Source organism: Cognatiluteimonas sedimenti (assembly GCF_022808325.1).
Lineage (GTDB): Bacteria > Pseudomonadota > Gammaproteobacteria > Xanthomonadales > Xanthomonadaceae > Cognatiluteimonas > Cognatiluteimonas sedimenti.
Window position 1 is genome coordinate 135,290 of record NZ_JALGCL010000005.1, and the last position, 25,729, is coordinate 161,018.

At 71.0% G+C, this 25,729-nt stretch carries 25 protein-coding genes; 14 read left to right on the top strand and 11 right to left on the bottom strand.

Annotation, left to right across the window (positions count from 1 at the left end):
- Positions 1–6: 6 nt before the first annotated feature.
- Positions 7–1,917 (bottom strand): winged helix-turn-helix domain-containing protein, encoded by a 1,911-nt coding sequence (locus MQC88_RS12625; RefSeq protein ID WP_243322626.1) that lies wholly within the window; start codon positions 1,915–1,917, stop codon positions 7–9.
- 119 nt (positions 1,918–2,036) lie between these two features.
- Here MQC88_RS12625 and MQC88_RS12630 point away from each other — a divergent pair, with 119 nt between their 5' ends.
- From MQC88_RS12630 to MQC88_RS12665, 8 genes are all read left to right on the top strand, one after another.
- Complete coding sequence (locus MQC88_RS12630; protein ID WP_243322628.1) at positions 2,037–2,552, top strand: hypothetical protein; 516 nt, start codon at positions 2,037–2,039, stop codon at positions 2,550–2,552.
- A gap of 292 nt (positions 2,553–2,844) precedes the next feature.
- Positions 2,845–4,284: a Do family serine endopeptidase gene (locus MQC88_RS12635; RefSeq protein WP_243322630.1), complete on the top strand. Its 1,440-nt coding sequence runs from the start codon at positions 2,845–2,847 to the stop codon at positions 4,282–4,284.
- A 64-nt stretch (positions 4,285–4,348) separates the two neighbouring features.
- Positions 4,349–4,711, top strand: coding sequence for a hypothetical protein (locus MQC88_RS12640; protein WP_243322632.1), 363 nt, complete (start codon positions 4,349–4,351; stop codon positions 4,709–4,711).
- Between the two features lie 9 nt (positions 4,712–4,720).
- Positions 4,721–5,296, top strand: a complete 576-nt coding sequence (locus tag MQC88_RS12645) for a phage holin family protein (protein WP_243322633.1) — start codon at positions 4,721–4,723, stop codon at positions 5,294–5,296.
- A 1-nt stretch (position 5,297) separates the two neighbouring features.
- Complete coding sequence (locus MQC88_RS12650; protein WP_243322636.1) at positions 5,298–5,750, top strand: hypothetical protein; 453 nt, start codon at positions 5,298–5,300, stop codon at positions 5,748–5,750.
- A 59-nt stretch (positions 5,751–5,809) separates the two neighbouring features.
- Positions 5,810–6,928 carry an AI-2E family transporter gene (locus MQC88_RS12655; RefSeq protein ID WP_243322755.1) on the top strand — a complete coding sequence of 373 codons (1,119 nt, stop codon included), beginning with the start codon at positions 5,810–5,812 and terminating at the stop codon, positions 6,926–6,928.
- Positions 6,929–7,034: 106 nt separating this feature from the next.
- Complete coding sequence (locus MQC88_RS12660; RefSeq protein WP_243322638.1) at positions 7,035–7,766, top strand: HAD family hydrolase; 732 nt, start codon at positions 7,035–7,037, stop codon at positions 7,764–7,766.
- Positions 7,763–9,175, top strand: coding sequence for a leucyl aminopeptidase family protein (locus MQC88_RS12665; protein WP_243322640.1), 1,413 nt, complete (start codon positions 7,763–7,765; stop codon positions 9,173–9,175). Before MQC88_RS12660 ends, MQC88_RS12665 begins: the two co-directional genes overlap by 4 nt.
- A 116-nt stretch (positions 9,176–9,291) precedes the next feature.
- Here MQC88_RS12665 and MQC88_RS12670 read toward each other — a convergent pair whose 3' ends face one another.
- Together MQC88_RS12670 and MQC88_RS12675 are read right to left on the bottom strand one after the other, a co-directional pair.
- On the bottom strand, positions 9,292–10,044 hold the full coding sequence (locus tag MQC88_RS12670; RefSeq protein WP_243322642.1) for an ABC transporter permease: 753 nt from the start codon (positions 10,042–10,044) through the stop codon (positions 9,292–9,294).
- A gap of 55 nt (positions 10,045–10,099) precedes the next feature.
- Positions 10,100–11,020: an ABC transporter ATP-binding protein gene (locus MQC88_RS12675; protein WP_243322644.1), complete on the bottom strand. Its 921-nt coding sequence runs from the start codon at positions 11,018–11,020 to the stop codon at positions 10,100–10,102.
- A gap of 122 nt (positions 11,021–11,142) precedes the next feature.
- On the opposite strand from MQC88_RS12675, the gene MQC88_RS12680 reads away from it, so the two are divergent.
- Both MQC88_RS12680 and MQC88_RS12685 read left to right on the top strand, forming a co-directional pair.
- The gene (locus tag MQC88_RS12680; RefSeq protein ID WP_243322646.1) at positions 11,143–11,640 is read left to right on the top strand and encodes a DUF2975 domain-containing protein; all 498 of its coding nucleotides are present in this window, start codon (positions 11,143–11,145) and stop codon (positions 11,638–11,640) included.
- Positions 11,640–11,876 (top strand): helix-turn-helix domain-containing protein, encoded by a 237-nt coding sequence (locus MQC88_RS12685; RefSeq protein ID WP_243322648.1) that lies wholly within the window; start codon positions 11,640–11,642, stop codon positions 11,874–11,876. The genes MQC88_RS12680 and MQC88_RS12685 overlap by 1 nt, the downstream gene beginning before the upstream one ends.
- Positions 11,877–11,934: 58 nt before the next feature.
- On the opposite strand, the gene MQC88_RS12690 is transcribed toward MQC88_RS12685, so the two are convergent.
- From MQC88_RS12690 to MQC88_RS12705, 4 genes are read right to left on the bottom strand one after another with little or no spacing between them, the layout of a single operon-like run.
- Positions 11,935–12,537: a response regulator transcription factor gene (locus MQC88_RS12690; RefSeq protein ID WP_243322650.1), complete on the bottom strand. Its 603-nt coding sequence runs from the start codon at positions 12,535–12,537 to the stop codon at positions 11,935–11,937.
- Positions 12,534–13,733: a sensor histidine kinase gene (locus tag MQC88_RS12695; RefSeq protein WP_243322652.1), complete on the bottom strand. Its 1,200-nt coding sequence runs from the start codon at positions 13,731–13,733 to the stop codon at positions 12,534–12,536. Before MQC88_RS12695 ends, MQC88_RS12690 begins: the two co-directional genes overlap by 4 nt.
- A gap of 36 nt (positions 13,734–13,769) precedes the next feature.
- Positions 13,770–14,552 (bottom strand): ABC transporter permease, encoded by a 783-nt coding sequence (locus MQC88_RS12700; RefSeq protein WP_243322654.1) that lies wholly within the window; start codon positions 14,550–14,552, stop codon positions 13,770–13,772.
- Complete coding sequence (locus MQC88_RS12705) at positions 14,552–15,472, bottom strand: ABC transporter ATP-binding protein (protein WP_243322656.1); 921 nt, start codon at positions 15,470–15,472, stop codon at positions 14,552–14,554. Before MQC88_RS12705 ends, MQC88_RS12700 begins: the two co-directional genes overlap by 1 nt.
- Before the next feature lie 263 nt (positions 15,473–15,735).
- Here MQC88_RS12705 and MQC88_RS12710 point away from each other — a divergent pair, with 263 nt between their 5' ends.
- From MQC88_RS12710 to MQC88_RS12725, 4 genes are all read left to right on the top strand, one after another.
- Positions 15,736–16,977 (top strand): efflux RND transporter periplasmic adaptor subunit, encoded by a 1,242-nt coding sequence (locus MQC88_RS12710; RefSeq protein WP_243322658.1) that lies wholly within the window; start codon positions 15,736–15,738, stop codon positions 16,975–16,977.
- Positions 16,978–17,007: 30 nt separating this feature from the next.
- Positions 17,008–17,700 carry an ABC transporter ATP-binding protein gene (locus MQC88_RS12715; protein WP_243322660.1) on the top strand — a complete coding sequence of 231 codons (693 nt, stop codon included), beginning with the start codon at positions 17,008–17,010 and terminating at the stop codon, positions 17,698–17,700.
- A gap of 10 nt (positions 17,701–17,710) precedes the next feature.
- Entirely contained in the window at positions 17,711–18,868 is a 1,158-nt protein-coding gene (locus MQC88_RS12720; RefSeq protein WP_243322663.1) for an ABC transporter permease, read from the top strand.
- A gap of 114 nt (positions 18,869–18,982) precedes the next feature.
- Complete coding sequence (locus MQC88_RS12725) at positions 18,983–20,224, top strand: ABC transporter permease (RefSeq protein ID WP_425491635.1); 1,242 nt, start codon at positions 18,983–18,985, stop codon at positions 20,222–20,224.
- Between the two features lie 4 nt (positions 20,225–20,228).
- Here MQC88_RS12725 and rarD read toward each other — a convergent pair whose 3' ends face one another.
- The 4 genes from rarD to MQC88_RS12745 all read right to left on the bottom strand — a co-directional run bounded on the left by rarD (position 20,229) and on the right by MQC88_RS12745 (position 25,433).
- Positions 20,229–21,158 (bottom strand): EamA family transporter RarD, encoded by a 930-nt coding sequence (gene rarD / locus MQC88_RS12730; protein WP_243322667.1) that lies wholly within the window; start codon positions 21,156–21,158, stop codon positions 20,229–20,231.
- 2 nt (positions 21,159–21,160) lie between these two features.
- A complete protein-coding gene (gene yedA / locus MQC88_RS12735) occupies positions 21,161–22,114 on the bottom strand; it encodes a drug/metabolite exporter YedA (RefSeq protein WP_243322668.1) in 954 nt (317 codons plus the stop codon).
- Positions 22,115–22,199: 85 nt separating this feature from the next.
- The gene (locus MQC88_RS12740) at positions 22,200–23,081 is read right to left on the bottom strand and encodes a methylated-DNA--[protein]-cysteine S-methyltransferase (RefSeq protein ID WP_243322670.1); all 882 of its coding nucleotides are present in this window, start codon (positions 23,079–23,081) and stop codon (positions 22,200–22,202) included.
- A gap of 168 nt (positions 23,082–23,249) precedes the next feature.
- A complete protein-coding gene (locus MQC88_RS12745) occupies positions 23,250–25,433 on the bottom strand; it encodes a carboxy terminal-processing peptidase (RefSeq protein WP_243322672.1) in 2,184 nt (727 codons plus the stop codon).
- Between the last annotated feature and the right edge of the window lie 296 nt (positions 25,434–25,729).

The following is a 25,729-nucleotide window of genomic DNA, read 5'->3' on the forward strand; positions in this document are numbered from 1 at the left end:
CGGGGCTCAATAGCGTCCGCGGGCCGGGCCCTCCGGCAACCGCAAACGCCTGCTCAACGCGCGGAACCGGGGCTCGCTGCGCAGCGCGTTCCAGCGTGCGTCGACGCCGATGAAGCCGATGCGGATGTCGTGCTCGCGATAGCCGCGCTCCAGCTCGTCGAGCGCGGCATCGCGCTGCCCCAGTGCGAGGTGCACCGCTGCCAGGCTGGTGGGGGCGATGTAGCCGGTGCGGGCGCGGCCCCGCAATTCGTCCAGGATCGCCGCGGCGCCGGCGCGGTCGCCCGCGGCCACGTCGGCCAGCGCCAGCATCGCCAGCGCCTGGCTGGCCCGCCGCGAATTGGCGGCCGACTGCGCGTAATCAGCCACCGCGGCCGCGGCATCACCGCGATCCAGCGCCAGGCCGCCGCGCACCAGCAGGCCGATCCAGAACCCCGGCTCGATCTCCAGCGTGCGCGCCACCTGGCCCGCGGCGGCCTGCGGCTGGCCGGCGGCGGTGAAAAAGCCGGCGTCGAGCGCATTGATCAGCGGCGACAGCGGATCGAGCTCGCGCGCCTGGCGCGCCTCTGCCAGGCCTTCGTCGAACCGGCCGGTATTGACCAGCAGGTGCGCCAGGCCGAAATGGGCGTCGGCCAGGCTGGGGTTGATGGCGATGGCGCGACGCATCGCGGCTTCGGATTCGCCCCAGTTCCATTCGTGCAGTTGCAGGTAGCGGGCGCGGGCGAGCTGGGCCTCCGCAGATCGCGGGTCGATCTGCAACGCGCGGATGGCGGCGGCGTTGGCGCGTGCGAACACGTCGACGGGTGGCCGGTCGTTATGGGCCATGGAGATGTACGCCAGCGCCAGCCCGGCATGGCCTCGCGCGCAGGCGGGATCGAGTCGCAGCGCATCCTGGAACGCGGCGATGGTGTCGGGTGCGCGCCGCTGCAGCTGGAACTGCGCGCGCAGCAGGGCACGGTAGGCATCAGGATCGCCGCCCTCGCAGGCGGCGGGCGCAAGCGCCGGCCGCACCGGCTGTACCCGCAAAGCGGCGGTCAACGCGTCGCTGATGTCGTCCTGCAGGGTGAACACCTTGCCGATGCTGGCGTCGAAGGTGTTCGACCACACCGGCTGCCCGCGCGCCACCGACAGCAGGCGGGCGCTGACACGCACCTGGTCGCCGATGCGCTGGGTCGATCCTTCGACCACGTAGGTGGCGCCGAGCAGGCGGCCGATCGCCAGCGGGTCGGATTCGTGCCGCTGCAGCCGCTGCACCGACGCCAGCGAACGCACCCGCAGGGCATGCGAGCGCTCCAGCCGGGTCGACAGGGTCTCGGCCATCCCCAGTTCCAGCAGTTCATCGCGCGGCCCGGCCGTCAACGAGCGGAACGGCAGCACCGCCAGTGTCGCCTGCACCGCAGCCGAAGTCGGCGCGGGCGGCCATTCGCGCGCACGCCAGGCGGCCATCGCCAGTACCAGTCCAGCCAGCACGACGGCCAGTGCGAACGCGTGCCGCGCCAACCCGGGCGCGCCGATGCCGGCGGCCGCCCCGTGACCGTCATCGCCCGCCAACGCCGGCGCCGGCGCCAGTGACGACATCGCCCCCGCCGGTTCCTCGCGTGCTTCGGCCACGAAGCGGTAGCCGCGGCCGGGCACCGTCAGCAGGTAGCGGTGCTCGCCGGCGCTGGTGCCCAGCGCCCGGCGCACCGCCGACACCGCCTGGGTCAGGTTGTTTTCCTCAACCACCCGGCCGCTCCAGACCGCGGCCAGCAGTTCGTCCTTGCCGACCACCCGGTCGCGGTGCAGCAGCAGGTAGTGCAGGGTGTCGAAGGCCTTGGCGGTCAAGGCGACGCAGCGGCCGTCGGCATCGCGCAGTTCACGCGAGCGCGTGTCCAGTCGCCAGGACTCGAACAGGAAGATGCTGTAGTCGGATCCGTCCATGGCGTTCATGACTTTTCAGATTTATTCAGCGTTTTTTGCTCGATTTTTCGGCCAGCGCGGGCGGAGGCTGGCGTTGGAGGCGCATGGGATTCCCCCAACGCCAACAAAGGAGCACAGCCATGAAACCGCATCTTTCCCTGCTTGCCGCCGCCCTGGTCACCCTGGCCGCCGGCCCGGCCCCTGCCGGCAACCCGGCCACCGATGGTGCCCTGGCAACGCGTGCCAATCGCATCGTCGGCCTCTGGGACAACTATGCCTACGTGGGTCCCTGCGACGGTACGCCCGGGCCGGCGCAGCGGCAGTTGCTGATGTACATGACCGGCGGCACGTTCCTCGACAATTCCCGCTTCCCGCCGCAGGGCATGCCCAACCTCGCCGGCATTCCCGGCATCCACCAGCGCAGCATCGGCGTCGGTACCTGGAGCTACTCGCCGCAGGCCGGGAGCTACACCCTCGACCAGCGCTTCGACTGGTATGTCGACAACGTCTACAACGGCTACCAGGTCGTGCACCGCACGATCCTGCTCAGCAACGACGGCAACTCGGCGGAGGGTCCGGTCACGACCACCCGGTACGCGGCCGATGGCAGCGTGATCGTCGAGCTTTGCGGCAGCGCTTCGTCCACCCGGATCTGATCCGACCCTTGGTGCCGGTGCGCGCCCGGGCGGTTGCCCGGCCCAGGCGCCAACCAGCGGGCCGGCGAATCCGTTCGACATCGGCCACGACAGCGAGCCTCCGCCGTTGGCTGGGCACGCAAAGGACTGCAAACCGCGGCCCGCGGCGACCTCCGGTCCCGCGGGCCGCTTCATTTCGGGTTTAAGCTGGCGGGCCAACACTTCCCGATTGGACCAGGTGCGTTGACACAGCGCCGCGCCGGCTGAGCCCGGACCTCAAACGCCCTATCCCGGACCCGAAAGAATGAATGCGATGCGTTCCCTCCCCGCCCTGCTTGCCCTGGTTGCCGCCGCCGCTTTCGGCGGCTTCGCCGCGATCGCGATGCAGCAGTCGCTGCAGCAGCCGGCGCGGGCCGAGCCGCAGGCCGCGGCCGCGGTGCCGGCCGCCGCCGCGCTGCCCAGCGCGGTCGCCGGCACGCCGCTGCCGTCGCTGGCGCCGATGCTCAAGCGGGTGCTGCCGGCGGTGGTCAGCGTGCACAGCCAGCAGCGGGTGCGGATCAACAACCCGTTCGTCGACGATCCCTTCTTCCGGCGGATGTTCCCCAACGTGCCGCAGGAGCGGATCAACCAGTCGCTGGGATCGGGCGTGATCGTCAACGCGCAGCAGGGCCTGATCCTGACCAACCACCACGTGATCGAGGGCGCCGACCAGGTCTCGGTGACGCTGGCCGACGGCCGCACCATGCAGGCGCAGTTCGTCGGCAGCGACCCGGACACCGACATCGCGCTGATGCGGATCCCGGTGCCCAAGGATGCGCCGCTATCGGCGATCCCGCTGGCCGACAGCGCGCGCCTGCAGGTCGGCGACTTCGTGGTCGCGGTCGGCAATCCGTTCGGCATCGGCCAGACGGTGACCTCGGGCATCGTCTCGGCGGTCGGGCGCAGCGGCCTGCAGGGGCTGGGCTACCAGAACTTCATCCAGACCGACGCCTCGATCAATCCCGGAAACTCGGGCGGCGCACTGGTCAACCTCGACGGCCAGCTGGTCGGCATCAACACCGCCAGCTTCAACCCGCGCGGCTCGATGGCCGGCAATATCGGCCTGGGCTTCGCGATCCCCTCCAACCTGGCCGGCGATGTCATGCGCCAGCTGGTCGCCACCGGCGAGGTGCATCGGGGCAGCCTGGGCATCGACACCCAGGACGTGGATGCGCGGATCGCCGGTGGCCTCGGCCTGGCCGATGCGCGCGGCGCGGTGGTGACCCGGGTATACCCGGGGTCGGCCGCGGCCGCCGCCGGCCTTCAGGTCGGCGACGTGGTGCTGGCGGCCAACGGCCAGCGCATCGACGACCGCGACACGCTGCGCAATTTCGAGGGCCTGCAGGCCGTCGGCAGCAAGGTCGTGCTCGACCTGCGCCGCGACGGCAAGCCGCTGCAACTGACCGCCACCCTGCGCGAGCAGCCGCGCTCGCTGCCCGGGGCGACGCTCGACCCGCGCCTGGCCGGCGCCACCTTCGCCGAGCTCCCGGCCAGCCTGCGCCAGTCCGGCGTCGACGGCGTGCTGGTGGAATCGGTGGCCCGCGGCAGCCGCGCCGAGGGCAACGGACTGCGCCAGGGCGACGTCGTGGTCGCCGCCAACAGCGGCCGCTTCGACGACCTGCCCAGCTTCCGCCTGAGCTTCGGCCAGCGGCCGGCGCAGCTGGCGCTGCGGATCGTGCGCGGCAGCGAGCAGGGCGTGCTACCGATGCGTTGACGCCACCATCGCCGCCGGACACGCACGCTGGCGCCCGTGGATCCCACTTCAGCAGGAGAGTCCGATGACCCCGACCGCCACCGACAGCATGAAATCCAACCTCGGCGAAGCCGGCAGCCACCTCAAGCAGGCCGCCGGGCACGCCGGCGACGCGCTCAAGGGCGCGGCCGGCGCCGCCGGCGAAGAGATGCGCCTGGGCAAGGCGCAGATGAAGTCCGAACTGGCCGACGGCGCGCTCGCCGGGCTGGCCGCGGTCGAGCAGGCCGGTGCCGCCAGCCGCGAGCAGGTCGATGCACTGATGGACAAGGGCCGCGACCTGATCGAAAGCGCCTCGGACCTGATCCGCGAGCGCCCGCTGGCCTCGTTCGGCATGGCCTTCGCCGCCGGCTGGATCATCGCCAAGCTGGCGCGCAGCGGCGACAAGTAAGCCGTCACGATGAGCGCCAAGGGGGACGCGCGCAGCGACGACAACGACGGTCGCGGGGACACCCGCGACGCCGGTGTCGACGCCGCCTGCATCGACGAGGCGCTGCGCGCACTCGGCCAGACCGGGCGCGCGACCCTCGGCGCCGGCCGCGATGCCGGCAAGGCGTTCCGGATCCTGCTGGCCGCCGACATTTCGCTGGCGCGCAGCGCGTTCGGGCGCACGCTGGCGCTGACCGGGGTCGCGATCGCGTTCGGCGCGTCGGCGTGGCTGTTGCTGATGGCGACGCTGATCGTGTGGCTGAGCCGCGGCCTGGGCTGGGCGTGGTCGCTGTCGCTGCTGCTGACCGCTGGCCTGAGCATCGCCGTCACCGCCGCGGCGGCCTGGATGGCGATGCGCTACTTCGAGCACACGCGGCTGCAGGCCACGCGCCGGCAGCTGGCGCGGCTGGGCGTCGGCGAGCTGGCGGGGCTGATGCCCGACGCCGGTTCCGGTGCCTCGACCGAAGCGGCCGCCGAGCGCGTCGCCGACGCCAGCGGCGGCGAGCCGCTGAAGAAGGGCCTGGGCGTGGACATCACCCCGCCATGAAATGGACATCGGCAAGGAACACGGGCAGGACATGAGCTTTGACGCGCTGCTGCAGAAGGTGAAGCAGGCCGAGGCCGCGCTCGAGGCGAACGAGCGCCAGGCCGCGGCCGACTGGCGCCAGTTGAAAGCCTCCTGGCGGGAACTGTGGACGCCGGGGCGGATCGTGATCGTCGGGTTGCTGTCGGGCTTCCTGGTCGGCCGCGCGGAGCCGCTCAAGCGTGCAACCGGCGGCGGCACGCTGCAGCTGGTCAGCGCGCTGGCCGGGCTGTTCGCCGGTGGCAGCGCGCAGGCGGCGGCGGGTGCGGCCGACGAGGCCGCGGACACCGCGCAGCAGACCGCGGCGGCGGTGGCGCCGACCGCGGCCATGGCCCAGGCGGCCGCCGCGCCGCAAGCGCCGCCCGGGGTCTCGCCCGAGACCCGGCAACGCATCCTGCGACAAGCCGGATTGCCGTGACCCAGGTCCCGGCCCCTCCCGCCGACGGCCACGCGCCCGCGCCACCGCGCCCGCCGCCGATGCCCGTCGTGCCCGACCCCGACGAACCCGTTCGGGCCGGGCCGGCCGGCCCGGCCGTCGCACCACCGCCGCGGCGGCGGCCACGCGCCTCCACCGCGCTGGTGGTGCTGGCCGCGCTGGCCGTCGGCTACACGATGTGGGCGGCGCGCGGCCTGCTGCTGCCGGTGCTGCTGGCGATGTTCTTCGCCCTCGTGGGCAATCCGATCATCCGCGTGCTGCAGCGCATCTACGTGCCGCGCTTCGTCAGCGCGCTGCTGGTGCTGTCGCTCGGCATTGCCGGCACCGTCGCGCTGGGCCAGCAACTGGTGGTGCCGGCCGGCGAATGGGTGCGCCAGGTGCCGCGCGAGATGCGCGACCTCGCGCCGAAGCTGCGCAACCTGGTCAAGCCGGTGCAGGAAGCCAACAAGGCCGCCGAGAACATCGCCCGCGCCGCCGGCGGCGAGAACACCGCCAAGCCGGTGGCGGTGGTGAAGACCGAGGTCAACGATCCCTACAAGGCGTTGACCGCGACACCGCGCATGGTTGCTTCGGTGCTGGCGGTGGTGCTGCTGACGTTCTTCTTCATGGTCTACGGGCAAAGCCTGCAGCGCAACGCGATCGCGCTGCTGCCCGGGCGCCAGCAGAAGCGGCTGACGGTGGAGATCCTGCAATCGATCGAGCACGAGATCTCGCGCTACGTGCTGACCATCAGCATCATCAACGCACTGGTCGGGCTGGCGTTCGCCGGCGCGCTGTTCTGGCTGGGCGTGCCGATGGACGAGGCGCTGCTGTGGGGCACGATGGCGGCCCTGCTCAACTTCGCGCCCTACGTCGGTCCGCTGCTCGGCATGCTGATCATGCTGCTGATGGGATTCGTCGCCTACGACGACACCTGGCAATCGCTGCTGCCGGCGCTGATCTACCTCGGCCTGCATACGCTGGAAGGCCAGATCGTGACCCCGATCGTGCTCGGCGCGCGGATGGCGTTGTCACCGCTGGTGCTGATCCTGGCGCTGATGCTGTTCGGCTGGCTGTGGGGGATCGTCGGCCTGCTGCTGGCGGTGCCGCTGCTGGTCTGCACCAAGATCGTGCTGTCCAAGATCGAAGGACTGGAAGGCTGGGCGAAGCTGCTGGAGTGACCGCCACCGGCGTTTTTCCTGCCCCGCGGTTCGGGGGCGCACATCGACAGGCCCGCGGCAGGCTCCCTCCGGCAAGCGGAGGCAGGGAAAGCCCTAGAATGGCGTGGTGAGCTTCCCAGTCCGCGCCATCACCCTGGACCTCGACGACACCATCTGGCCGATCGCGCCGGTGATCGTGCGCGCCGAGAGCGCGCTGGGCGCCTGGCTGCGCGAGCACGCGCCACGCACCGCAGCGCGCTGGCCGCTGGCGGCGATGCGCGCGCTGCGCGACGAGGTCGCCGCCAGCCACCCGCAACTGGCGCACGACTTCACCCGCCAGCGCCTGATCACGCTGGAACGGATGCTGCGCGAGGCCGGCGACGACGTCGCGCTGGTGCAGCCGGCGTTCGATGCGTTCTTCGCCGCGCGCTGCGAGGTCGAACATTACGACGACAGCCTCGATGCGCTCGACCGCCTCGCCGCCAGGGTGCCGCTGGCGGCGCTGTCCAATGGCAATGCCGACCTGCAGCGGATCGGGCTGATGCACGTGTTCGCGTTCCAGCTGGGCGCGCGCGAGCATGGCGCCGCCAAGCCGGCGGCCAGCATCTTCCATGCCGCATGCGCGCAGCTGGACTGCGACCCGGCGCAGGTGCTGCACGTCGGCGACGACATCGAGATGGACGTGGTCGGCGCGCATCGCGCGGGCCTGCGCAGCTGCTGGATCAACCGTCCCGATGCCGAAGGCCGCGTCCGCGAATGGCCGCACGCCGACCTGCGGCCCGACCTCGAAGTCCCCACCCTCGCCGCCCTCGCCGACTGGCTGGACGCGGCATCGTTGCCCTCGCAGAGCGTCGCATGAGCCTACCGAACGGTTTCACCACCACCACGACGACCGATGCCGCGCGCCCGCTGCACCTGGTCGGTCGCGACAGCCTCGATGGCTGGCGGCAACGGCAGCCGCCGGCACGGGTGCAGTGGCTGCAGGCGCACGGCTTCGACGCCGCACCCGGCAGCGTGCTGGTCTTGCCTGGCGACGACGGCACCCTCGCCGGGGCGGTGCTGGGCATCGGCGATCCACTGGATCCAGGCAGCTACGCGCACGCGCCGCAGGCGTTGCCGCCGGGCGACTGGAAGCTGGCGGGCGAACTCGACGGCCCCACCCGCAATGCGCTGCAGCTGGGTTGGGGACTGGGCAGCTATCGCTACGCGCGCTATCGCTCTCCACCGCGCGCGCCGGCGCGCCTGTGCCTGGGCACGCCGGGCAACGACGCCCTCGACGCGGAAACCGGCGACGTGCTCGCCGCCTGCCTGCGCGTGCGCGACCTGGTCAACACGCCGACCCAGGACATGGGCCCGGAGCAGCTGCAGGACGTCGTGCACGGCATCGCGCAGGCGCATGGCGCGCGCTTCGAGGCGATCGTCGGCGACGACCTGCTGGCGCGCAACTTCCCCGCGATCCATGCCGTCGGCCGCGCCTCGCACCGCGCGCCGCGGCTGCTGCAGCTGCAGTGGGGCGGCGATACCGCGGAAAGCCGGGCGCACCCCCACGTGGCCATCGTCGGCAAGGGCGTGTGCTTCGACACCGGCGGGCTCAACATCAAGGCCGGCGACGGCATGCGCAACATGAAGAAGGACATGGGCGGCGCGGCGCACGCGATCGCGCTGGCCGAACTGGTCATGGCGCGCAAGTTGCCGCTGCGGATCACGCTGCTGGTGCCGGCGGTGGAAAACGCGATCGGGCCCGAGGCCTATCGCCCCGGCGAAGTGGTCGCCACCCGCACGGGCATCCACGTCGAGATCGACAATACCGACGCCGAAGGCCGCATGGTGCTGTGCGACGCGCTGGCCTATGCCGGCGAACAGGCGCCGCACCTGCTGCTGGACTTCGCCACGCTCACGGGCGCCGCGCGGGTGGCGCTCGGCCCCGACCTGCCGGCGCTGTACGCCAACGACGATGCCGTCGCGCAGGAGTGGCTGGAGGCCGGCATGCAGGTGCGCGACCCGCTGTGGCGGATGCCGCTGTGGCGGCCGTACCTGCGCTACCTGGTGAGCAATGTCGCCGACATCGCCAATTCCGGGCCGTCGAAGATGGCCGGCAGCATCGCCGCGGCGTTGTACCTGGAACGCTTCGTGCCCGCCCAGCAGAAGTGGGCGCACCTGGACGTCTACGCGTGGAACGACAGCGACCGCCCGGGCAAGCCCGCCGGCGGCGAGGCGCAGGGCCTGCGCGCGGCGTATGCGATGTTGAAGGCGCGCCCGCCGGCCTGATCCGGGCAGGCGACACGGGCGACGCATGCCACGCCGGCAGCAGCTCGGCGGGATCCGCCACTCGATCCGTTTGCGCGAGGCCCCGCGCCGGCGCAGCGATCCGTCGTGGCGCCGCGTTACGCCAGCACCTCGCGGCGCCCAAGACACCACAGCATCAACGCGAACGCGGCAGCGCCACCGACCGCACCCAGCGCGAGCGTGAAGTCCGCGCGCGCAGGGTCGGCGGCAAGCTGGTTCACCGGCAGTTGCCACGGCAATCCCATGCCGGCCTTCGCCGACGTGGCGACGACCGCGAAGAACGTGCCGCCGATGCCGGTCGCCAGCGCGGGCACGAAGCTCGCCAAGCGCAACGCGAGCCAGAGCTGCACGGCCACCAGCAGCCACGCCGCCATGAAGATCCGCGCCAGCACCAGCGCGTAAGCCGGCAGGTCGGGCGTGCCGGTGGCGGCGACCGCGGGCTTCCACCAGCCGGCCAGTTGCGCCGCCAGCACCGACAGCAGCGCCAGCAACACGGTCATCACCGCGACCAGCCCCAGCACGCACAACGCCTTGGCCGCGTACAGGTGCCAGCGTGGCAGTGGCAGCGCGCGCAGGTGGTCCCAGGCACGCGGGCCGTGTTCGGTGTGCGCGACCAGCGCGGTGAGCGCGGTCACGCTCATCGGCAGCATGAAGAACGCCCAGATCGCGGCCGGGGTCTGCAGCGCCATCTCCCACGGCATCGGCTGCTTCATCCGCAGCAGGTTGAAGAACATGAAGAAGGCGATCAGCAGCGGCGCGACCACGGCCAGCACCAGCGCGAGCGAGCGGCGCAGCTTGTAGGCCTCGACGGCGAAGGTGGTGGCGAAGCGCGGGGCGGGGATCTGCGACATGGCGAAGGTTCCGGAATGCGTGCGATGCGATGCGATGCGGCTCGGACACCCCGGCTCAGGCGGGCGCGGCGGGTGCGGACTGGCGATACAGGGTTTCGAGCGTGCGCTGGCGCGGCGCGAGCGCATGCACGCGCACGCCGGCGGTGCACAGCACGCGGTTGAGCGCCGCGGCGGCGCCTTGCGCGTCTTCCTGCGGCGCGAAGCGCGCCACCAGTTCTCCGTCGCGCTGGGCGATGTCGAAGCCGTGCTCGCGGGCGAGCAAGGCCGCGCGTTCCGGCGCGTCGGTGCCGATCGCCACTTCGCTCGACAGGCCGGCCTTGAGTTCCGCGAGCGTACCTTCCAGCACCATCCTGCCCTGGCTGAGGATGCCGATGTGGGTGGCGGTGCGTTCGATCTCGTCGAGCAGGTGGCTGGACAGCAGCACCGTCGCGCCGGTGCGCGCCGGCAGCTCGCGCAGGAACCGGCGCATGTCCACGATGCCTTCGGGATCCAGGCCGTTGGTCGGCTCGTCCAGCACCAGCACCGGTGGCGAGCCAAGCATCGCGCGTGCCAGCCCGAGGCGCTGGCGCATGCCGAGCGAGTAATCCGCGACGCGGCGGCGACCGTGGGCCGACATCTCCGCGACCTCGAGCACGCGTTCGATCTCGGTCGCGGGCAGCCCGAGCAGGCGCCGGGTGAGATCGAGGTTTTCGCGCCCGCTGAGGTGCGGATAGAAGCCCTGCGCCTCGAGCAACGCGCCGACCTTGCGCGCGGCGCGGATCCGGTCGGTGGCCACGTCGATGCCGGCGACGCAGGCGCGGCCGCCGTCGGCGCGCAGCAGCCCCAGCAGCAGTTTGATGGTGGTGGTCTTGCCGGCGCCGTTGCGGCCGAGGAAGCCGTAGATGCTGCGCTCGGGCACGGTCATCGAGATCCGGTCGACGGCGAGGCGGTCGCCGAAACGGCGGGTGAGGTCCTGGGTTTCGATCGCGGCGGGCATGGCCGGGCTTTCCAGAGTTTTAAGTCTGGGATAAAGTTATAGGGTGGATAAAAATTTAAGTCAAGCTTAAAGTCCATGACTGGGCCATCCGTCATGGCCGCGGCCAACCCGAGGATCCGCCGATGCCGGCTTCCAACCGTTTCCATCGCCAGTGCCGCCTGCTGCGCGTTGCCACGCTGTTCGTGTTCGCCTGCCTGTGCCTGCTGCTGGGCGTGACCTGCCTGGCCGCGCTGGTCGGTCCGTGGCGACAGGCAGCCCAGGGCACCGTCGATGCCACGCAGGCGCTGCTGCTGGCGGTGCGCCTGGCGCCGGCCTTGGGCTACCTGTCGGCGTTGTGGGCGGTGCAACGCGCGCTCGGCGACCTTGCCGCCGGCCGCGTGTTCCACCCGACCGTGGCGCGCGCGATGCGGCACATCGGCTTCGGCGTGCTCGCCGGCGCGCTGTTCAGCGTGTTCGCGGTCACCAACCTGTCGCGCTGGATCGGCGGCGGACAGGGCGGCTACGCCTACTTCGACCTTTCCGGCATCGTGCTGGGCGTGGTCGGCGCTGCCCTGGTGCTGATGGCGCGGCTGGTGGACCAGGCACGGGCGCTGCAGGCCGAGCTGGACGAGATCCCCTGATGCCGATCCGGGTCACGCTCGACGCAATGCTTTCACGCCGCGGCATGACGGCGCGCGACCTGGCCGCGCAGGTGGGCATCAGCGAGACCCAGATGTCGCTGTTCCGCGGCGGCAAGGTCAAGGGCATCCGCTTCCGCACCCTGGCGAAGCTGTGCGCCGTGCTCGAGTGCGCGCCCGGCGAGCTGCTGGATTACGACCCTGACCCGCGCGACCTGCAGGCCGAGGACGAGGTCTGACGCCATCGCCTGCGCGCGATCGAAATGCGTGCTGCCGCTCGCCGGGCCCGGGCCCGTCCTACAACCAGCCCTTCTGCCGCGCCAGGCGGAAGGCTTCGACGCGGTTGCCGGCGCCAAGCTTGCCGATCGCCTCGGACAGGTAGTTGCGCACGGTGCCGGCTGACAGGTTGAGCAGCGTGGCGATGTCGCCCGCGGAGAGGCCATCGCCGGCCAGGCGCAACACCTGGCGCTCGCGGTCGTTGAGCGGATCCGAATCCGACCACGCATCGAGCGCGAGTTGCGGATCGATCGCGCGGCCGCCGTGGCGCACGCGGCGGATGGCGTCGGCGAGTTGTTCGGCGGGCGCGTCCTTGAGCAGGTAGCCGCAGACGCCGGCATCCAGCGCGCGGCGCAGGAAGCCGGGGCGCGCGAACGTCGTCAGGATCACCACCCGGACCGGCAACTCATGGCGCTGCACGCGCTGCGCCAGTTCCAGGCCGGTCATGCCCGGCATCTCGATGTCGGTGACCAGCACGTCGGGCTTGATCCGCTGCAGTTCGCGCCACGCCGCTTCGCCATCCGGCGCGGAACCCAGCACCTCGATGTCGGACTCCAGCGACAGCAGTGCCGACAGCGCTCCTCGCACCATCGCCTGGTCCTCGGCCAGCAGCACGCGGATCATGCGCCGCGCCCCATCGGTTCCCGGGATGGCGGCGCCGCCGCCACGAGCAGCGAGGCGACCGGCAATGGCAGCGCGACTTCGACGGTGGTGCCGCCGCGCGCGGAGGCGAAGGCGAGGCTGCCGCCGAGCTCGCGCACGCGCGCCCGCATGCCCGCGAGGCCGTTGCCCTCGGCAGCCGACGAGCCGCGGCCGTTGTCGACGATGCGCATGCGCAGCTGCCCCCCTTCGCGCGCGAACCGCACCTCGGCGCGCGAAGCGCGCGCGTGCCGCGCGATATTGGTCACCGCCTCGCGCAGCACCAGCGCCAGCGGCCGCTCGGTCTCGGGCGACAGCGCCGGCGGCGCGTCGTACTCGAGCGCCACCGTCGAGGACTCGAGCAGCAGCCGTGCCGAGGCCAGTTCCGCGGCCAGGTCGGCGGCGCGGAACCCGGTGACGGCCGAGCGCACTTCGGCGAGCGCGTGGCGCGCGACTTTCTCCGCCTCGGCGATCTCCGTGCGGGCGGCCCCCGGATCGCGGTCGATCAGCTTGCGCGAAAGCTCCAGCTTCAGCGTGATCAGCGACAGCGTGTGCCCGAGCAGGTCGTGCAGGTCGCGGCCGATGCGCTCGCGCTCGGCGGTCGCGGCCAGCCGCCGCACTTCGTCGTGCGAGAGCTGCAACGCCGCGTCCTTCTCGTGCGCCATCGCCTCGACGTTGACGATGACCCCGATGATCAGCGTCATCGGCAGCATCCACACCAGCGCCTGCCACGGATAGCCGGCCAGCCACGCGGCGGCCCCGAGCAGCGCGTTCAACACCAGCACGTGCAGCAGGTAGCGCGGCAGCGAACTGCGCTGGCCGGTATGCAGCATCACGCAACCGAACACGAAGTAGCTCAGGCCCGACGGGTACCACGGCAACAGCACCAGGCACAACGCGACCATCGCCAGCGCATAGCGCCACGCGGTGCGCCGCGACGACAACAGCACCTTGGCGTAGAACAGCAGGAACAGCGGATACGAGGCCAGCGTGATCGCGGCCCAGCGCCAGCCGTAATGGCCGCCGCCGAACAGGGGCGTGATGAAGATCCAGGCCGACCACAGCAGGTGCACGCCGTCGGTCCACGGCGACTTGCCGCGGCGCAGGTTGCCCGCGACCGCGGAGTCCGGGGCTGCCGCCAGCCACCGGGCCGCCCATTGCCTGAGCCGTTCGCGCAGCACGCCTGGTTTCCTGCCCTGTCGTATGCCGATGCTACTTCAACCGTTGCGGCGCAGGCGCCGGGCGGCCAGCAGCAGCAAGCCGAGGGTGAAGCCCGCGAGCACCAGCGCATGCGGCAGCCGTGGCGCGTCCGACAGGCCCACCGCCGCCATCGACAGGGCATTGAGGTGGTAGCTGGGCCACAGCGGGGCGATCTGCTGCAGCAGCCGCGGCATGATCTGCAGCGGGAACCAGAGCCCGGACAGGAACGCCATCGGCAGGTAGATCATGTTGAGCAGGCCGGGCGCGCCCTGGCCCTTGAGCAAGGTGCCGACCAGCAGGCCCAACGCGCAGAACGGCAGCACGCCGAGCACGTCGGTGGCCAGCAGCGAGGCCGCCTGCGCGCCGGACAGCGGCACCCGTGCGATGAACACCGCCATCGCCAGCAGCAGCGCACCGACCATCGCGGCCACGCACATCGCCATCAGCATCTTCCCCAACAGGTACGCGCCCGCGGGCATCGGCAGCGCGCGCTTGAGCGTGAGCAGGCCGTTGTCGCGCTCCGTTGCCAGCGACACGCCGAACCCGAACAACCCGGGCGCCATCACCCCGAAGCTGCTGTAGCTGGCGAGCAGGTAGGTGGATGCGTGCGCGGCCACGTCGTGGCCGCCCAGCAGGATCCCGAACATCAGGTAGAACACGGTGGGGAACAGGATGATCGGCAGCAGGAAGCCGGGGTTGCGCAGGTAGCGCAGCACCTCGCAGCGCGCCTCCTGTGCATAGGCGGCGATCAAGCGCGCACGCGGCATGCGGCCGTCGGTGGCGACGGTGGTGGCGTCCATCAGGCGGCCTCGGGCTGGCTGGCGGCGGCATCGGCCGCTTCGGTGAGTTCGGTGAAGGCTTCGGCCAGGCCCGCGGCCTGGACTTCGAGCGCGTCGAGCTGGTCGTCCGCGGCGAGCAGGCGGCGCAGCAGGCGTTCGGCATGGGGCGTGGACATCCACAGGCGGTCGCCTTCCGTGCGCGCCTCGGCCACTTCCCCCCACGCGGCGACGGTGGCGAGGTCCAGCCGCGACCGGCACAGCACCCGCTTGAGCGCGACCCGCGCGCGCAGCGCATCAACGCTGCCCTCGCTGATGATGCGGCCGTGCGCCATCACGCAGACGCGGCTGGCCAGCGCCTCGGCTTCTTCCAGGTAATGGGTGGTGAGCACCACCGCGCAGCCGTCGGCGACCAGCGCGCGGATCGCGCCCCATAGCCGCTGGCGCGCCTGGATGTCCATGCCGACGGTGGGCTCGTCGAGGAACAGCAACCGCGGCCGCCCGCACAGGGCCAGGGCGAACTGAACGCGACGCTGCTGGCCGCCCGAGAGCTTCGCGTACGGACGCCGCAGCAGGTCGGCGACGCCCGCCAGCTCCGCGCTCTGGACGACGCCACGCGGCGATGGGTAGTAGCTCGCGGTCAGCCGCAGCAGTTCGCCGACCGTGAGCGTCGGCGGCAGCGCGGCATCCTGCAGCATCACGCCGATGCCGCGGCGCGCGGCGAGGTCCTGCGGGTCGCGGCCGAACAACTCGACGCTGCCGGCGTCGGCGCGCAACAACCCGAGCAGCAGTCCGATCGCGGTGCTCTTGCCGGCGCCGTTGGGCCCGAGCAGCGCCAGCAGTTCACCGCCATGCAGCTGCAGGTCGACGCCCGCCAGCGCCTGCACGTTGCCGTAGCGCTTGTGCACGCCGCGCAGGCGGGCCAGGGGAATGTCGTCGCTCATCGCGGTGCCTTGGCGGGAAGATGCGCCGCACCATGCGCCGGCATCGCTCGCGGCGACAGTCGCGATGCTCACGCAAACGGCATGACAAACGTCAGGTGACGTGGCTGCCGCGGCGCCGTAGGCTGCTGCCCTGTTGGCCCCGCCTGCACGCCGCGGTGCGCGCCGATCCCCGGCCGGGATGCTCCGCATGCAGCCGGTGGCATCGCCCGGTTCCTGTAGTCACACTAGGCGCCTCCCGCAACCGATCCGGCGAACACAAGCCCATGAACACTTCCGCCGAGCTGCTCAAGGAACTCCGCATCGACCGCAGCCCGCCGCCGCCGTCGCGCCGCGGCGTCTGGATCGGGCTGGGAATCGGCGCGGCGGTGCTGGTGGTTGTGGCATTGGCGGCGTGGGCGCTGGTTGGGCGCGATCGCGGCATCGAGGTGCGCACCGCGCCGGTGCTGGCGCTGGGCAGCGGCGGCGCCAATGCTTCGGTGCTCGACGCCACCGGCTACGTCACCGCGCGGCGCATGGCGACGGTGTCGGCCAAGATCACCGGCAAGGTGCGCGAGATCCGGATCGAGGAAGGCCAGCGCGTGGAGGCCGGCGAGATCATGGCCACGCTCGACCCGGTCGATGCCGATGCGCAACGCGACCTGGCCACGGCGCAACTCGGCGCGGCGCGCAGCCAGGCCACCGGGGTGCAGGCGCAACTGCGCGAGGCCGAAGCCAATGCGGCGCGCCTGGCCTCGCTGGTGAAGCAGCAACTGGTGTCGAAGGCGCAGTACGACCAGGCGGTCGCGCAGCGCGACTCCCTGCGCGCGCAACTGGTCACCGCGCAACGCAATGCCAAGGTCGCCAGCGACCAGCTGCAGATCGCCGAGAACGGCGTCGACAACACCATCGTGCGCGCGCCGTTCGCCGGCGTGGTGATCGCCAAGGCGGCGCAGCCGGGCGAGATCGTGTCGCCGCTGTCGGCTGGCGGAGGCTTCACCCGCACCGGCATCGGCACCATCGTCGACATGGATTCGCTGGAGGTCGAGGTCGACGTCGGCGAGTCCTACATCGGCCGGGTGCAGCCGAAGATGCCGGTGGTGGCTACGCTCAACGCCTATCCGGACTGGAAGATCCCCGGCGAGGTGATCGCGATCATCCCCACCGCCGACCGCAGCAAGGCCACGGTCAAGGTACGGATCGCGCTGGGCGTGCGCGACCCGCGCATCGTCCCGGACATGGGCGTCAAGGTCAGTTTCCTGGAGTCCGCGAAACCCGAGTCCAGCCAGCGCCAGGGCGTGCGCGTGCCGGCGGCGGCGCTGGTGCAGCGCGACGGCAAGCAGGTGGCCTTCGCGCTGGGCGACGACGACGTGGCGCGGATGCGCGAAGTGAAGACCGGCCGCGCCCTGGGCGACGATCGCCAGGTGCTGTCGGGCCTGGCGGCCGGCGACCTCGTGGTGCTCGATCCGCCGGCTGCGCTGGTCGACGGCGGCAAGGTGCGCGTCGTCGCCGACGCCGCCGACCGATAACCCATTTCCACGCGACATACGGAGCCAGGCATGTCCACCCTCGTCAGCATCCGCAACCTCAGCAAGACCTACCAGCGCGGGCCGGAGCGGATCGAGGTGCTGCACGACATCGACCTCGACATCGCGCGCGGCGACTTCGTGGCGTTGATGGGGCCGTCGGGGTCGGGCAAGACCACGCTGCTCAACCTGATCGGGGGCCTGGACTCGCCCAGTGCCGGCGAGATCGAGGTCGACGGCCAGCGCATCGATGCGATGGGTGCCGGGCAGTTGTCCGACTGGCGCAGCCGCAACGTCGGCTTCGTGTTCCAGTTCTACAACCTGATGCCGATGCTCAGCGCGCAGAAGAACGTCGAACTGCCGCTGCTACTGACCCCGCTGTCGGCGGCGCAACGCAGGCGCAATGCCACGATCGCGCTGCAACTGGTCGGGCTCGAGGACCGCGCCCGGCATCGCCCGGCGGAACTGTCCGGTGGCCAGCAGCAGCGCGTGGCGATCGCGCGCGCGATCGTGTCCGACCCGACCTTCCTGATCTGCGACGAGCCCACCGGCGACCTGGACCGGCACTCGGCGGAGGAAATCCTCGGGCTGTTGCAGCAGCTCAATCGCGAGCACGGCAAGACCATCGTGATGGTGACCCACGATCCGAAAGCCGCCGACTACGCGACCCATACTATCCACCTCGACAAGGGCGAGCTGACCGACGCGCCCGTCGGCGTCCATTGAGGAGCGCGGGATGAAATACCTGTCGCTGGTCTGGGCGTCGCTGTTCCGCAGCCGCACCCGCACGCTGCTGACGCTGCTGTCGGTGGTGGCGGCGTTCCTGTTGTTCGGGATGCTGGATTCGGTGCGGGTGGCGTTCAATTCCGGCGGCAGCGTGGCCGGCGCCAACCGGCTGGTGGTGGCCTCGCGGCTGTCGATCACGCAGATGCTGCCCTTCAGCCTCGGCACCCAGGTCGAGCAGGTGCCGGGGGTGCGCAAGGTCGCCTACGCGGCGTGGTTCGGCGGCATCTACCGCGACCCGAAGAACTTCTTCCCGAACTTCTCGGTCGGCCCGAACTATTTCGAGATGTATCCCGAGTACCGGATCCCGGCCGCGCAGAAGGCGGCGTTCGAGGCCGACCGGACCGGCGCGATCGTCGGCGAAGCGCTGGCCAGGCGCTTCGGCTGGAAGGTCGGCGACACCATCCCGCTGCAGGCGACGATCTTCCCGCAACAGGGCAGCAACGCCTGGCCGCTGAAGCTCGACGGCATCTTCACCATCGACGATTCCAAGCGCAAGGGCGAGGAAAGCCAGTTGCTGTTCCACTGGAAGTATTTCGACGAGGCCAACGACTACGTCAAGGGCCGGGTCGGCTGGTACATGGTGCAGGTCGACGATCCCGCGCATTCCGACCGCATCGCCCAGGCGATCGACGCCCTCAGCGAGAACTCCGACCACGAGACCAAGACCCAGACCGAGCAGGCGTTCAACCAGTCCTTCGCCAAGCAGTTCGCCGACATCGGCCTGATCGTCACCGCGATCATGGGCGCGGTGTTCTTCACCCTGCTGCTGCTGACCGGCAACACCATGGCGCAGGCGGTGCGCGAACGGATCCCGGAGCTGGCCGTGCTCAAGACCATCGGCTTCAGCAACCGCGGGGTGCTGTGGCTGGTGCTGGGCGAATCGGTGTTCCTGGTGGTGCTGGGCGGCGTGGCCGGGCTGGCGATCGCCGCGGCGCTGATGCCTGCGGTGAGCGCGGCCAGCGGCGGCATGATCGCGTTGCCGACGGTGATGCCGCAGACCTGGGCGATGGGCATCGGGCTGATGCTGGCGATCGGCGTGGTGGTCGGGCTGCTGCCGGCGCTGCGCGCGATGCGCCTGAAGATCGCCGATGCGCTGGCCGGACGCTGACGGGGACATGCCATGAAGAACACCGACAAGCAGAAGCCGCAAGGCCGCACCCGCCGCTGGCTCGGCAACCTGGGGGTGCTGCTGGCGCTGGCGGCGGGCCTGGCGGCCTGGGTGATGCTGCCGTGGCCCGGGGTGCTCGCGATCGTGCTGCTGCTGGGGCTGTGGCTGCCGCTCACGCGTGCCGGCAGGCTGGCGCTGGCGGCGGCGCGCATCGGCCTGGCCAGCCTGCCGCAGCGATGGGGGGCTTCCAGCGTGATCGTGGTCGGCATCGCCGGCGTGGTCGGGGTGCTGGTGGCGATGCTGGCGATGGGCGAAGGCTTCAAGGCCACGCTCGACAGCACCGGCAGCGACGACACCGCCATCATCCTGCGTGGCGGGTCGCAGGCCGAGACCAACTCGGTGATCTCGCGCGAGCAGATCCCGCTGATCTCCAGCCTGCCCGGGATCGCGCGCGGCGACGACGGCCAGGCCGCGATCTCGCCGGAGCTGTCGCAGGTGATCAACCTGCCAACCAAGGCCGACGGCACCGATGCCAACGTCCAGTTCCGCGGCGTCGGCCCGCAGGCGTGGGCCATCCGCCCGCAGGTGAAGATCATCGCGGGCCGCAGGTTCGGCAACGGCCTGCGCGAGCTCGTCGTCGGCCAGGGGGCGCAGCGCCAGTTCCGCGGGCTCGAGGTCGGCCGCACCCTGGAACTGGCGAACCAGGACTGGACCATCGTCGGCATCTTCGCTTCCGGCGACTCGCATGATTCGGAATTGTGGGGCGACGCGCAGACGGTGGCCTCGACCTATGATCGCAGCGCCTACCAGTCGGTGACGGTGAAGCTTGCCGGCAACAACGGCTTTGCCCAGGCCAAGGCCGCGTTGGCCGACGATCCCCGGCTCAAGCTCGACGTCCTGACCACCCACGACTATTACGCGAAGCAGTCGGAAGGCCTCAACAAGCTGATCAGCATCCTCGGCACGGTGATCGGCACGATCATGGCGATCGGCGCGGTGTTCGGCGCGCTCAACACCATGTACGCCGCGGTCGCCGCGCGCGCGCGGGAGATCGCGACGATGCGCGCGCTCGGCTTCAGCGGCTTGCCGGTGGTGATGGCGGTGATGCTGGAAACGATGCTGCTGGCGCTGGCCGGCGGCGTGCTGGGCGCGGCGGTGGCCTGGCTGGTGTTCAACGGCTACACGGTATCGACCCTGGGCAGCAATTTCAGCCAGGTGGTGTTCCAGTTCAAGGTCTCGCCGCAGTTGTTGTGGACGGGCCTGAAATGGGCACTGGGCATCGGCCTGGTCGGCGGCTTGTTCCCGGCGTTGCGCGCCGCCAGGATGCCGGTGACGGTCGCGCTGCGCGGGGCGTGATCGCTCAGGTATCGACGGCCGCGGCGCTCGCTGCCGTGCGCCCGCGCAGCAAGCCGTCGCCGGCGTAGAGCGCCAGCGCGAGCCAGATGAAGCCGAAACCGATCGCACGATCGCGGTCGAAGGCTTCGCCCAGCACCAGCACACCGCACAGCAGTTGCAGGGTCGGGGCGATGTACTGCAGCACGCCCACCATCGAGTACGGGATCCGCTTCACCGCGTCGGCGAAGCCGATCAGCGGCAGCGCGGTCAGCACGCCGCCGAACACCAGCAGCGCGCCCGCGATCCAGCCCCAGGCTGCGACGCCGCCATGGGCGACGAAGCCACCCTCGCCATGGGTTTCGCCCCACAGCAGCAAGGCCAGCGCCGGCAGTACCAGGTACAGGCTCTCGACACCGAGGCCGCGCACTGGCGGCACCCCGACCAGCTTGCGGATCAGGCCGTAGGCGCCGAACGAGGCCGCCAGCGACAACGCGATCCACGGGAAGCTGCCGTAGTTGGCGGTGAGCCAGAGCACGCCCCCCGTCGCGATCGCGACCGAGGTCCACTGCACGCGGTTGAGGCGTTCCTTCAGCACCACCACGCCCAGCACCACGTTGAGCAGCGGATTGATGAAGTAGCCCAGGCTGGTTTCGACCACGTGGCCGGCGTTGACCGCCCAGATGTACAGCCCCCAGTTGAACGCGATCAGGCCGCCGCTGAGCGCCAGCATCCACGCCGCGCGCGGATGCGCGAGGGTTTCGCGCAGCCAGCCGCGGCCGTATTTCCAGAACAGCCAGCCCGCCACCAGCAGCGTGCTCCAGACGATGCGGTGGGCGATGATCTGCAGCGACGGCACCGCCTTGAGCAGGTGCCAGTACAGCGGCATGACGCCCCACAGCACGAATGCACCCACGGCCATCCACAGGCCGCGACGGTCGAGGCGCTCCATCTCCATGCTCAGGCGTCCCCGGCCTGGCGCAGGTCCGCTTGCGCGCGGACAACCTGCGGCGGCTTCGCCGTCGCCGCCTTCGCCAGCGTGATCGCGACCACGCCGAGCAGGATCACGCCCATCGCCGCCAGTTCGTGCAGGCCGAAGCGTTCACGCGCCAGCCACGCGCCCAGCGCAACCGCGATCGCCGGGTTGATGTAGGCATAGCTGCCGGCCAGCACCGGCCGCACGTGGTGCAGCAGCCAGATGTAGGCGCTGAAGCCGACGATGGAGCCGGCCACGACCAGGTAGCCGAACGCGGCGAGCCCGGCCGCGGTCGGCAGCGCATGGAAACGCTCGCCGGCGATTGCGCCGACGATGCACATCGCCGCGCCGCCGCACAGCATCTGCGCCGCGGCGGTCATGAACGGCGTCGGCAGGTCGCGGCCACGGCTCCAGATCGAGCCGAACGACCACGCCAGGGTCGCGACCAGCAACGCGACCATGCCGGCCTTGGATGCGGTCAGGCTGCTGTCGATGTTGAGCCACAGCACGCCAAGGAAGCCGATGCCCAGGCCGACCCACTCGATGCGGTTGGGATGCGCGCCACGCAACGCCGAGAACACGCCCATCCACAACGGCGCGGACGCCACCGCCACCGCAGCCATGCCCGAAGACACGGATTGCTCGGCGAAGTTGACCATGCCATTGCCCAGCAGGAGCAGCAGCACGCCGATGACAACCGCGTTGCCCCATTGCCTGCGGGTCGGGGCGGCCACGCCGCGTCCGCGCAACACGGCGTACATCAGTCCGCCGGCGACCAGGAAGCGGATCCCGCCCAGCAGGAACGGCGGAAACCCGCCTTCGAGCGCAAAGCGGATGGCGAGATAGGTCGAGCCCCAGATCAGGTAGACGGCGGCCAGGGCGAATGCGATGGCGACGCCGCCGGGGGCAGCGGTGGGAGATCCGGGCAAACGGGGCATGGGGGCTGCAATCGACTGGGGCGCGCGGGCCACGCGCCAGGCGCGCAGCGTACGCGATCGCGGTAGTGGTGGTCAGCGCCGTTGGTCACGCATCGCCGGCACGCGACGGGTCGGCGCTCGCCTGCGCCGCCTCGCGCCGGAGCAGCCGCTGCTTCAGTGGCAGGCCCCAGCGATAGCCGCCGGGCGAGCCGTCGCCGCGGATCACGCGATGGCAGGGCACCACCACCGCGACCCGGTTGCGGGCGCAGGCGCTGGCGACCGCGCGCGCGGCATTGGGCTGCCCGAGTTCGGTGGCGATCTGCGCGTAACTGCGGGTCTGCCCCGGCGGGATCTTCATCAGGGCATCCCAGACCTTCTTCTGGAAGGCGCTGCCGAGCAGGTCCACGGCGACTTCGCCCTGCCGCCCCGCCAGGCGCGCGGCCACGGCGCGCAGCCGCGGCGCGAGGAATTGGTCGCGGCCGGCATCGACCCGCTGCAGCTGCGCCCGCGGGAACTCGCCACGCAGCTTCGCTTCCAGTGCCGCCGCGTCATCCCCCAGCTCGACCATGCAGATCCCGCGCTGCGTGGTCGCCACCAGCGCGGTGCCGAGCGCGGTTTCGACCAGGCTCCAGCGGATCGCCTCGCCGGCGCCCCCCGCACGGAAACTCGCCGGCGTCATCCCGAGCTTCGCGGCGCCATCCTGGTACACCCGCGACGGCGAACCGTAGCCGGCGTCGTACAACGCGGCGCTGACATCGCGGCCGTCGCGCAACGCCGACTTCAGGGCACCGAGCTTGCGCTGGGCCAGGTATTGCGCCGGGCTGAGCCCGAAGCGCGCGCTGAAGCGGCGTTGCAGGTGGCCGGCGCTGATGCCGACCGCGGCAGCCAGTTCGGCCAGCGTCGGTTCGCCGCCGTCGAGCAGCGCGCGGGCGCGCTCCAGGCGCGGGTCCGCGCGCTGGGGCTGTTTGTCGTCGCTGCGCTTGTCCATGGCGGCAACGATAACGGGCGCACCAGGCGCCCGCTATCCGAATCTTGTGAACCCCGGGGCCCTTGTGGGAGCGCTTTCAGCCGCGAGCCCGGGGCGAGCACGCGCCGATCCGGGCAAAGCTCGCGGCTGAAGCCGCTCCGACATGGCATTGCTGCAGGCAGAAGCGGCCTACTCCGCCCAGTGGGTCGCCTTCCCGGTTTCCGGCAACACCTGCGCCGACAGCTGCTTGCTGTCGGACAGCAGCGCGGTGGCGTCGGCGAGGATCGCCGCCGATTCCCGCAGCAGCGGGTCGGGCCGGTCTTCGGCCGCCTTCTCGCGCGCCGCGTCGGCGACCACGTCGCGCTCGCCCGCCTGCAGGCCGTCGTCGCTGCTGTCCACGGCCAGCGGATCGAGCTTCAGGCCCAGCGCCTTGCGCTCGGCCTGGCGCTGCTTGCGCTTGGCCTCGTCCTTGTCGCGCTCGGCGCGGCGCTCGACCTCGCTGAGCGAAACGTATTTCCTGGCCCGCTCGGCGCGGAACTCGGCCACGTCCTGCGACCACCACTGGAATTCCTTGTTGGCGGCGATGCGGCTGTCGTGCAACGCGTCGAGCCTGGCCAGCAGCGGGGTGAAGTTGCCATAGCGGGTGTGCGGCACGGCCGCGATCCGGGTCCACGGCAACGCGTTGTCGTAGGTGCTCTCCCCGAATTCGCTGGCGTCGACCGACACCGGGAAGCGGATGTCCGGCACCACGCCCTTGTTCTGCGTGCTGCTGCCGCCGGGCAGGAAGAACTGGGCGATGGTCAGCTTGACCTGGCCGAAGCGCGGCTTCTCGTTGGCCGGCCAGCGATCCAGGTCGACCAGGTTCTGCACCGTGCCCTTGCCGAAGGTGGTCTCGCCGATGATCAGCCCGCGGCCGTAGTCCTGGATCGCGCCGGCGAAGATCTCCGACGCTGAGGCGGAGCCGCGGTTGACCAGCACCGCGAGCGGGCCGTCCCACGCCACGCCGGGCGCGCGGTCGTTCTCGACGCTGACGCGGCCGCCGGATTCACGCACCTGCACCACCGGGCCCTTGTCGATGAACAGCCCGGTGAGCTCGACCGCCTCGGCCAGCGAGCCGCCGCCGTTGTTGCGCAGGTCCATCACCACGCCGTCGACCTTCTGCGCGCGGAACTGCGCCAGCAACCGCGCCACGTCGCGGGTAGCCGAGGCGTAGTCGTCGTTGTTGCTGCGGCGGCCCTCGAAATCTTGGTAGAAGCCGGGCAGCTCGACCACGCCGATGCGCTTGGCCGGCAGTTCGCCGCGCGCCGGAATGGTGATGGTCTTGGCCTTGGCTGCCTGCTCGGTGAGGTGGATCTTGTCGCGCACCAGCACCACGCGCCGCGGCTTGCTGTCCATGCCGGCTTCCGGCGGGATCACGTCGAGCCGCACCTTGGTGCCCTTGGGGCCCTTGATCTTCTCGACCACGTCGTCGATGCGCCAGCCGACCACGTCGTCCATGGTGCCGCTGGCGCCCTGGCCGACGCCGACGATGCGGTCGCCGGCCTCGAGTTGCCCGCTCTTGATCGCCGGGCCGCCGGGCAGCACTTCGCGGATCACGACCACGTCGTCCTGCTTCTGCAGTTGCGCGCCGATGCCTTCCAGCGACAGCGACATCGACTGGTTGAAGCGTTCGGCGCTGCGCGGATCGAAGTAGTCGGTGTGCGGGTCGATCGAACCGGTGTAGGCGTTGAGGAAGCTCTGGAAGGCATCGGTGCCGTCGAGTTCGGCGACCGCCTGCGCGAGGTTGGCGTAGCGCTTGTCCAGCGTCTTGCGGATTTCCTCGGGCTGCTTGCCGGCGAGCTTGAGCCGCAGCCAGTCGTTGCGCACCGACTGCTGCCACAGTTTGTCGAGCTCGGCGCTGCTGGCCGCCCACGGCGCGTCCTCGCGGTCGTAATACCAGCGGTCGTTGCCGCTGAAGTCGAAGATGTCCTGCTTCAGCAGCTTGCGCGCATAGGTCGAGCGCTCGTCCACGCGCTGCTTGTAGAGCGCGAACATCGCGTACGCCGGATCGAGCTGGCCGCTCTTGAGCGCTTCGTCGAGCGTGGTCCGGTAGGGCGCGAACCTGGCCACGTCCTTGGCGGTGAAGAACAGCTTGCCGCCGTCCAGCGCCTCGAGGTAGCGCTTGAAGATGTCCTGCGACAATGCATCGTCCAGCGCCCGCGGCCGGTAGGCATAGCGGCTGTCCGACAGCAGGCCATGCACCAGCTTGGCGGTGGTGGCCTGGTCGGCGCTGGGGCCGGCCGGGATCGCGTTGTCGTCGGTACCCGGGGTCCGGGCCAGCAGCGCCAGCGGTGCGACCAGGGCAAGGAGCAGCAGGGTGTGGTGCGCTTTCATCGAGGCTCTCACGGCCGCGGGCGGCCGCAGTGGGGATGGGCTCAGGGTGCAGATCGTGGAGACCGCCGCACAGTGCCGGAAGTTGCGCCAGCACCGGGATCCACTCTAGCGGGATCGCTTCCGGGTGAGGTGAACGGTGGCTGCGGGTGGCGCGCGTACAGCCTGCAAGCGGGTTCAGCCGGCGCGTGGCGACGCGTTGGGGAGGACGGTGTCCGGATTCAGTCCCTGCGCGGTTCAGCCGGCGCGTGGCGACGCGTTGGGGAGGACGGTGTCCGGATTCAGTCCCTGCGCGGTTC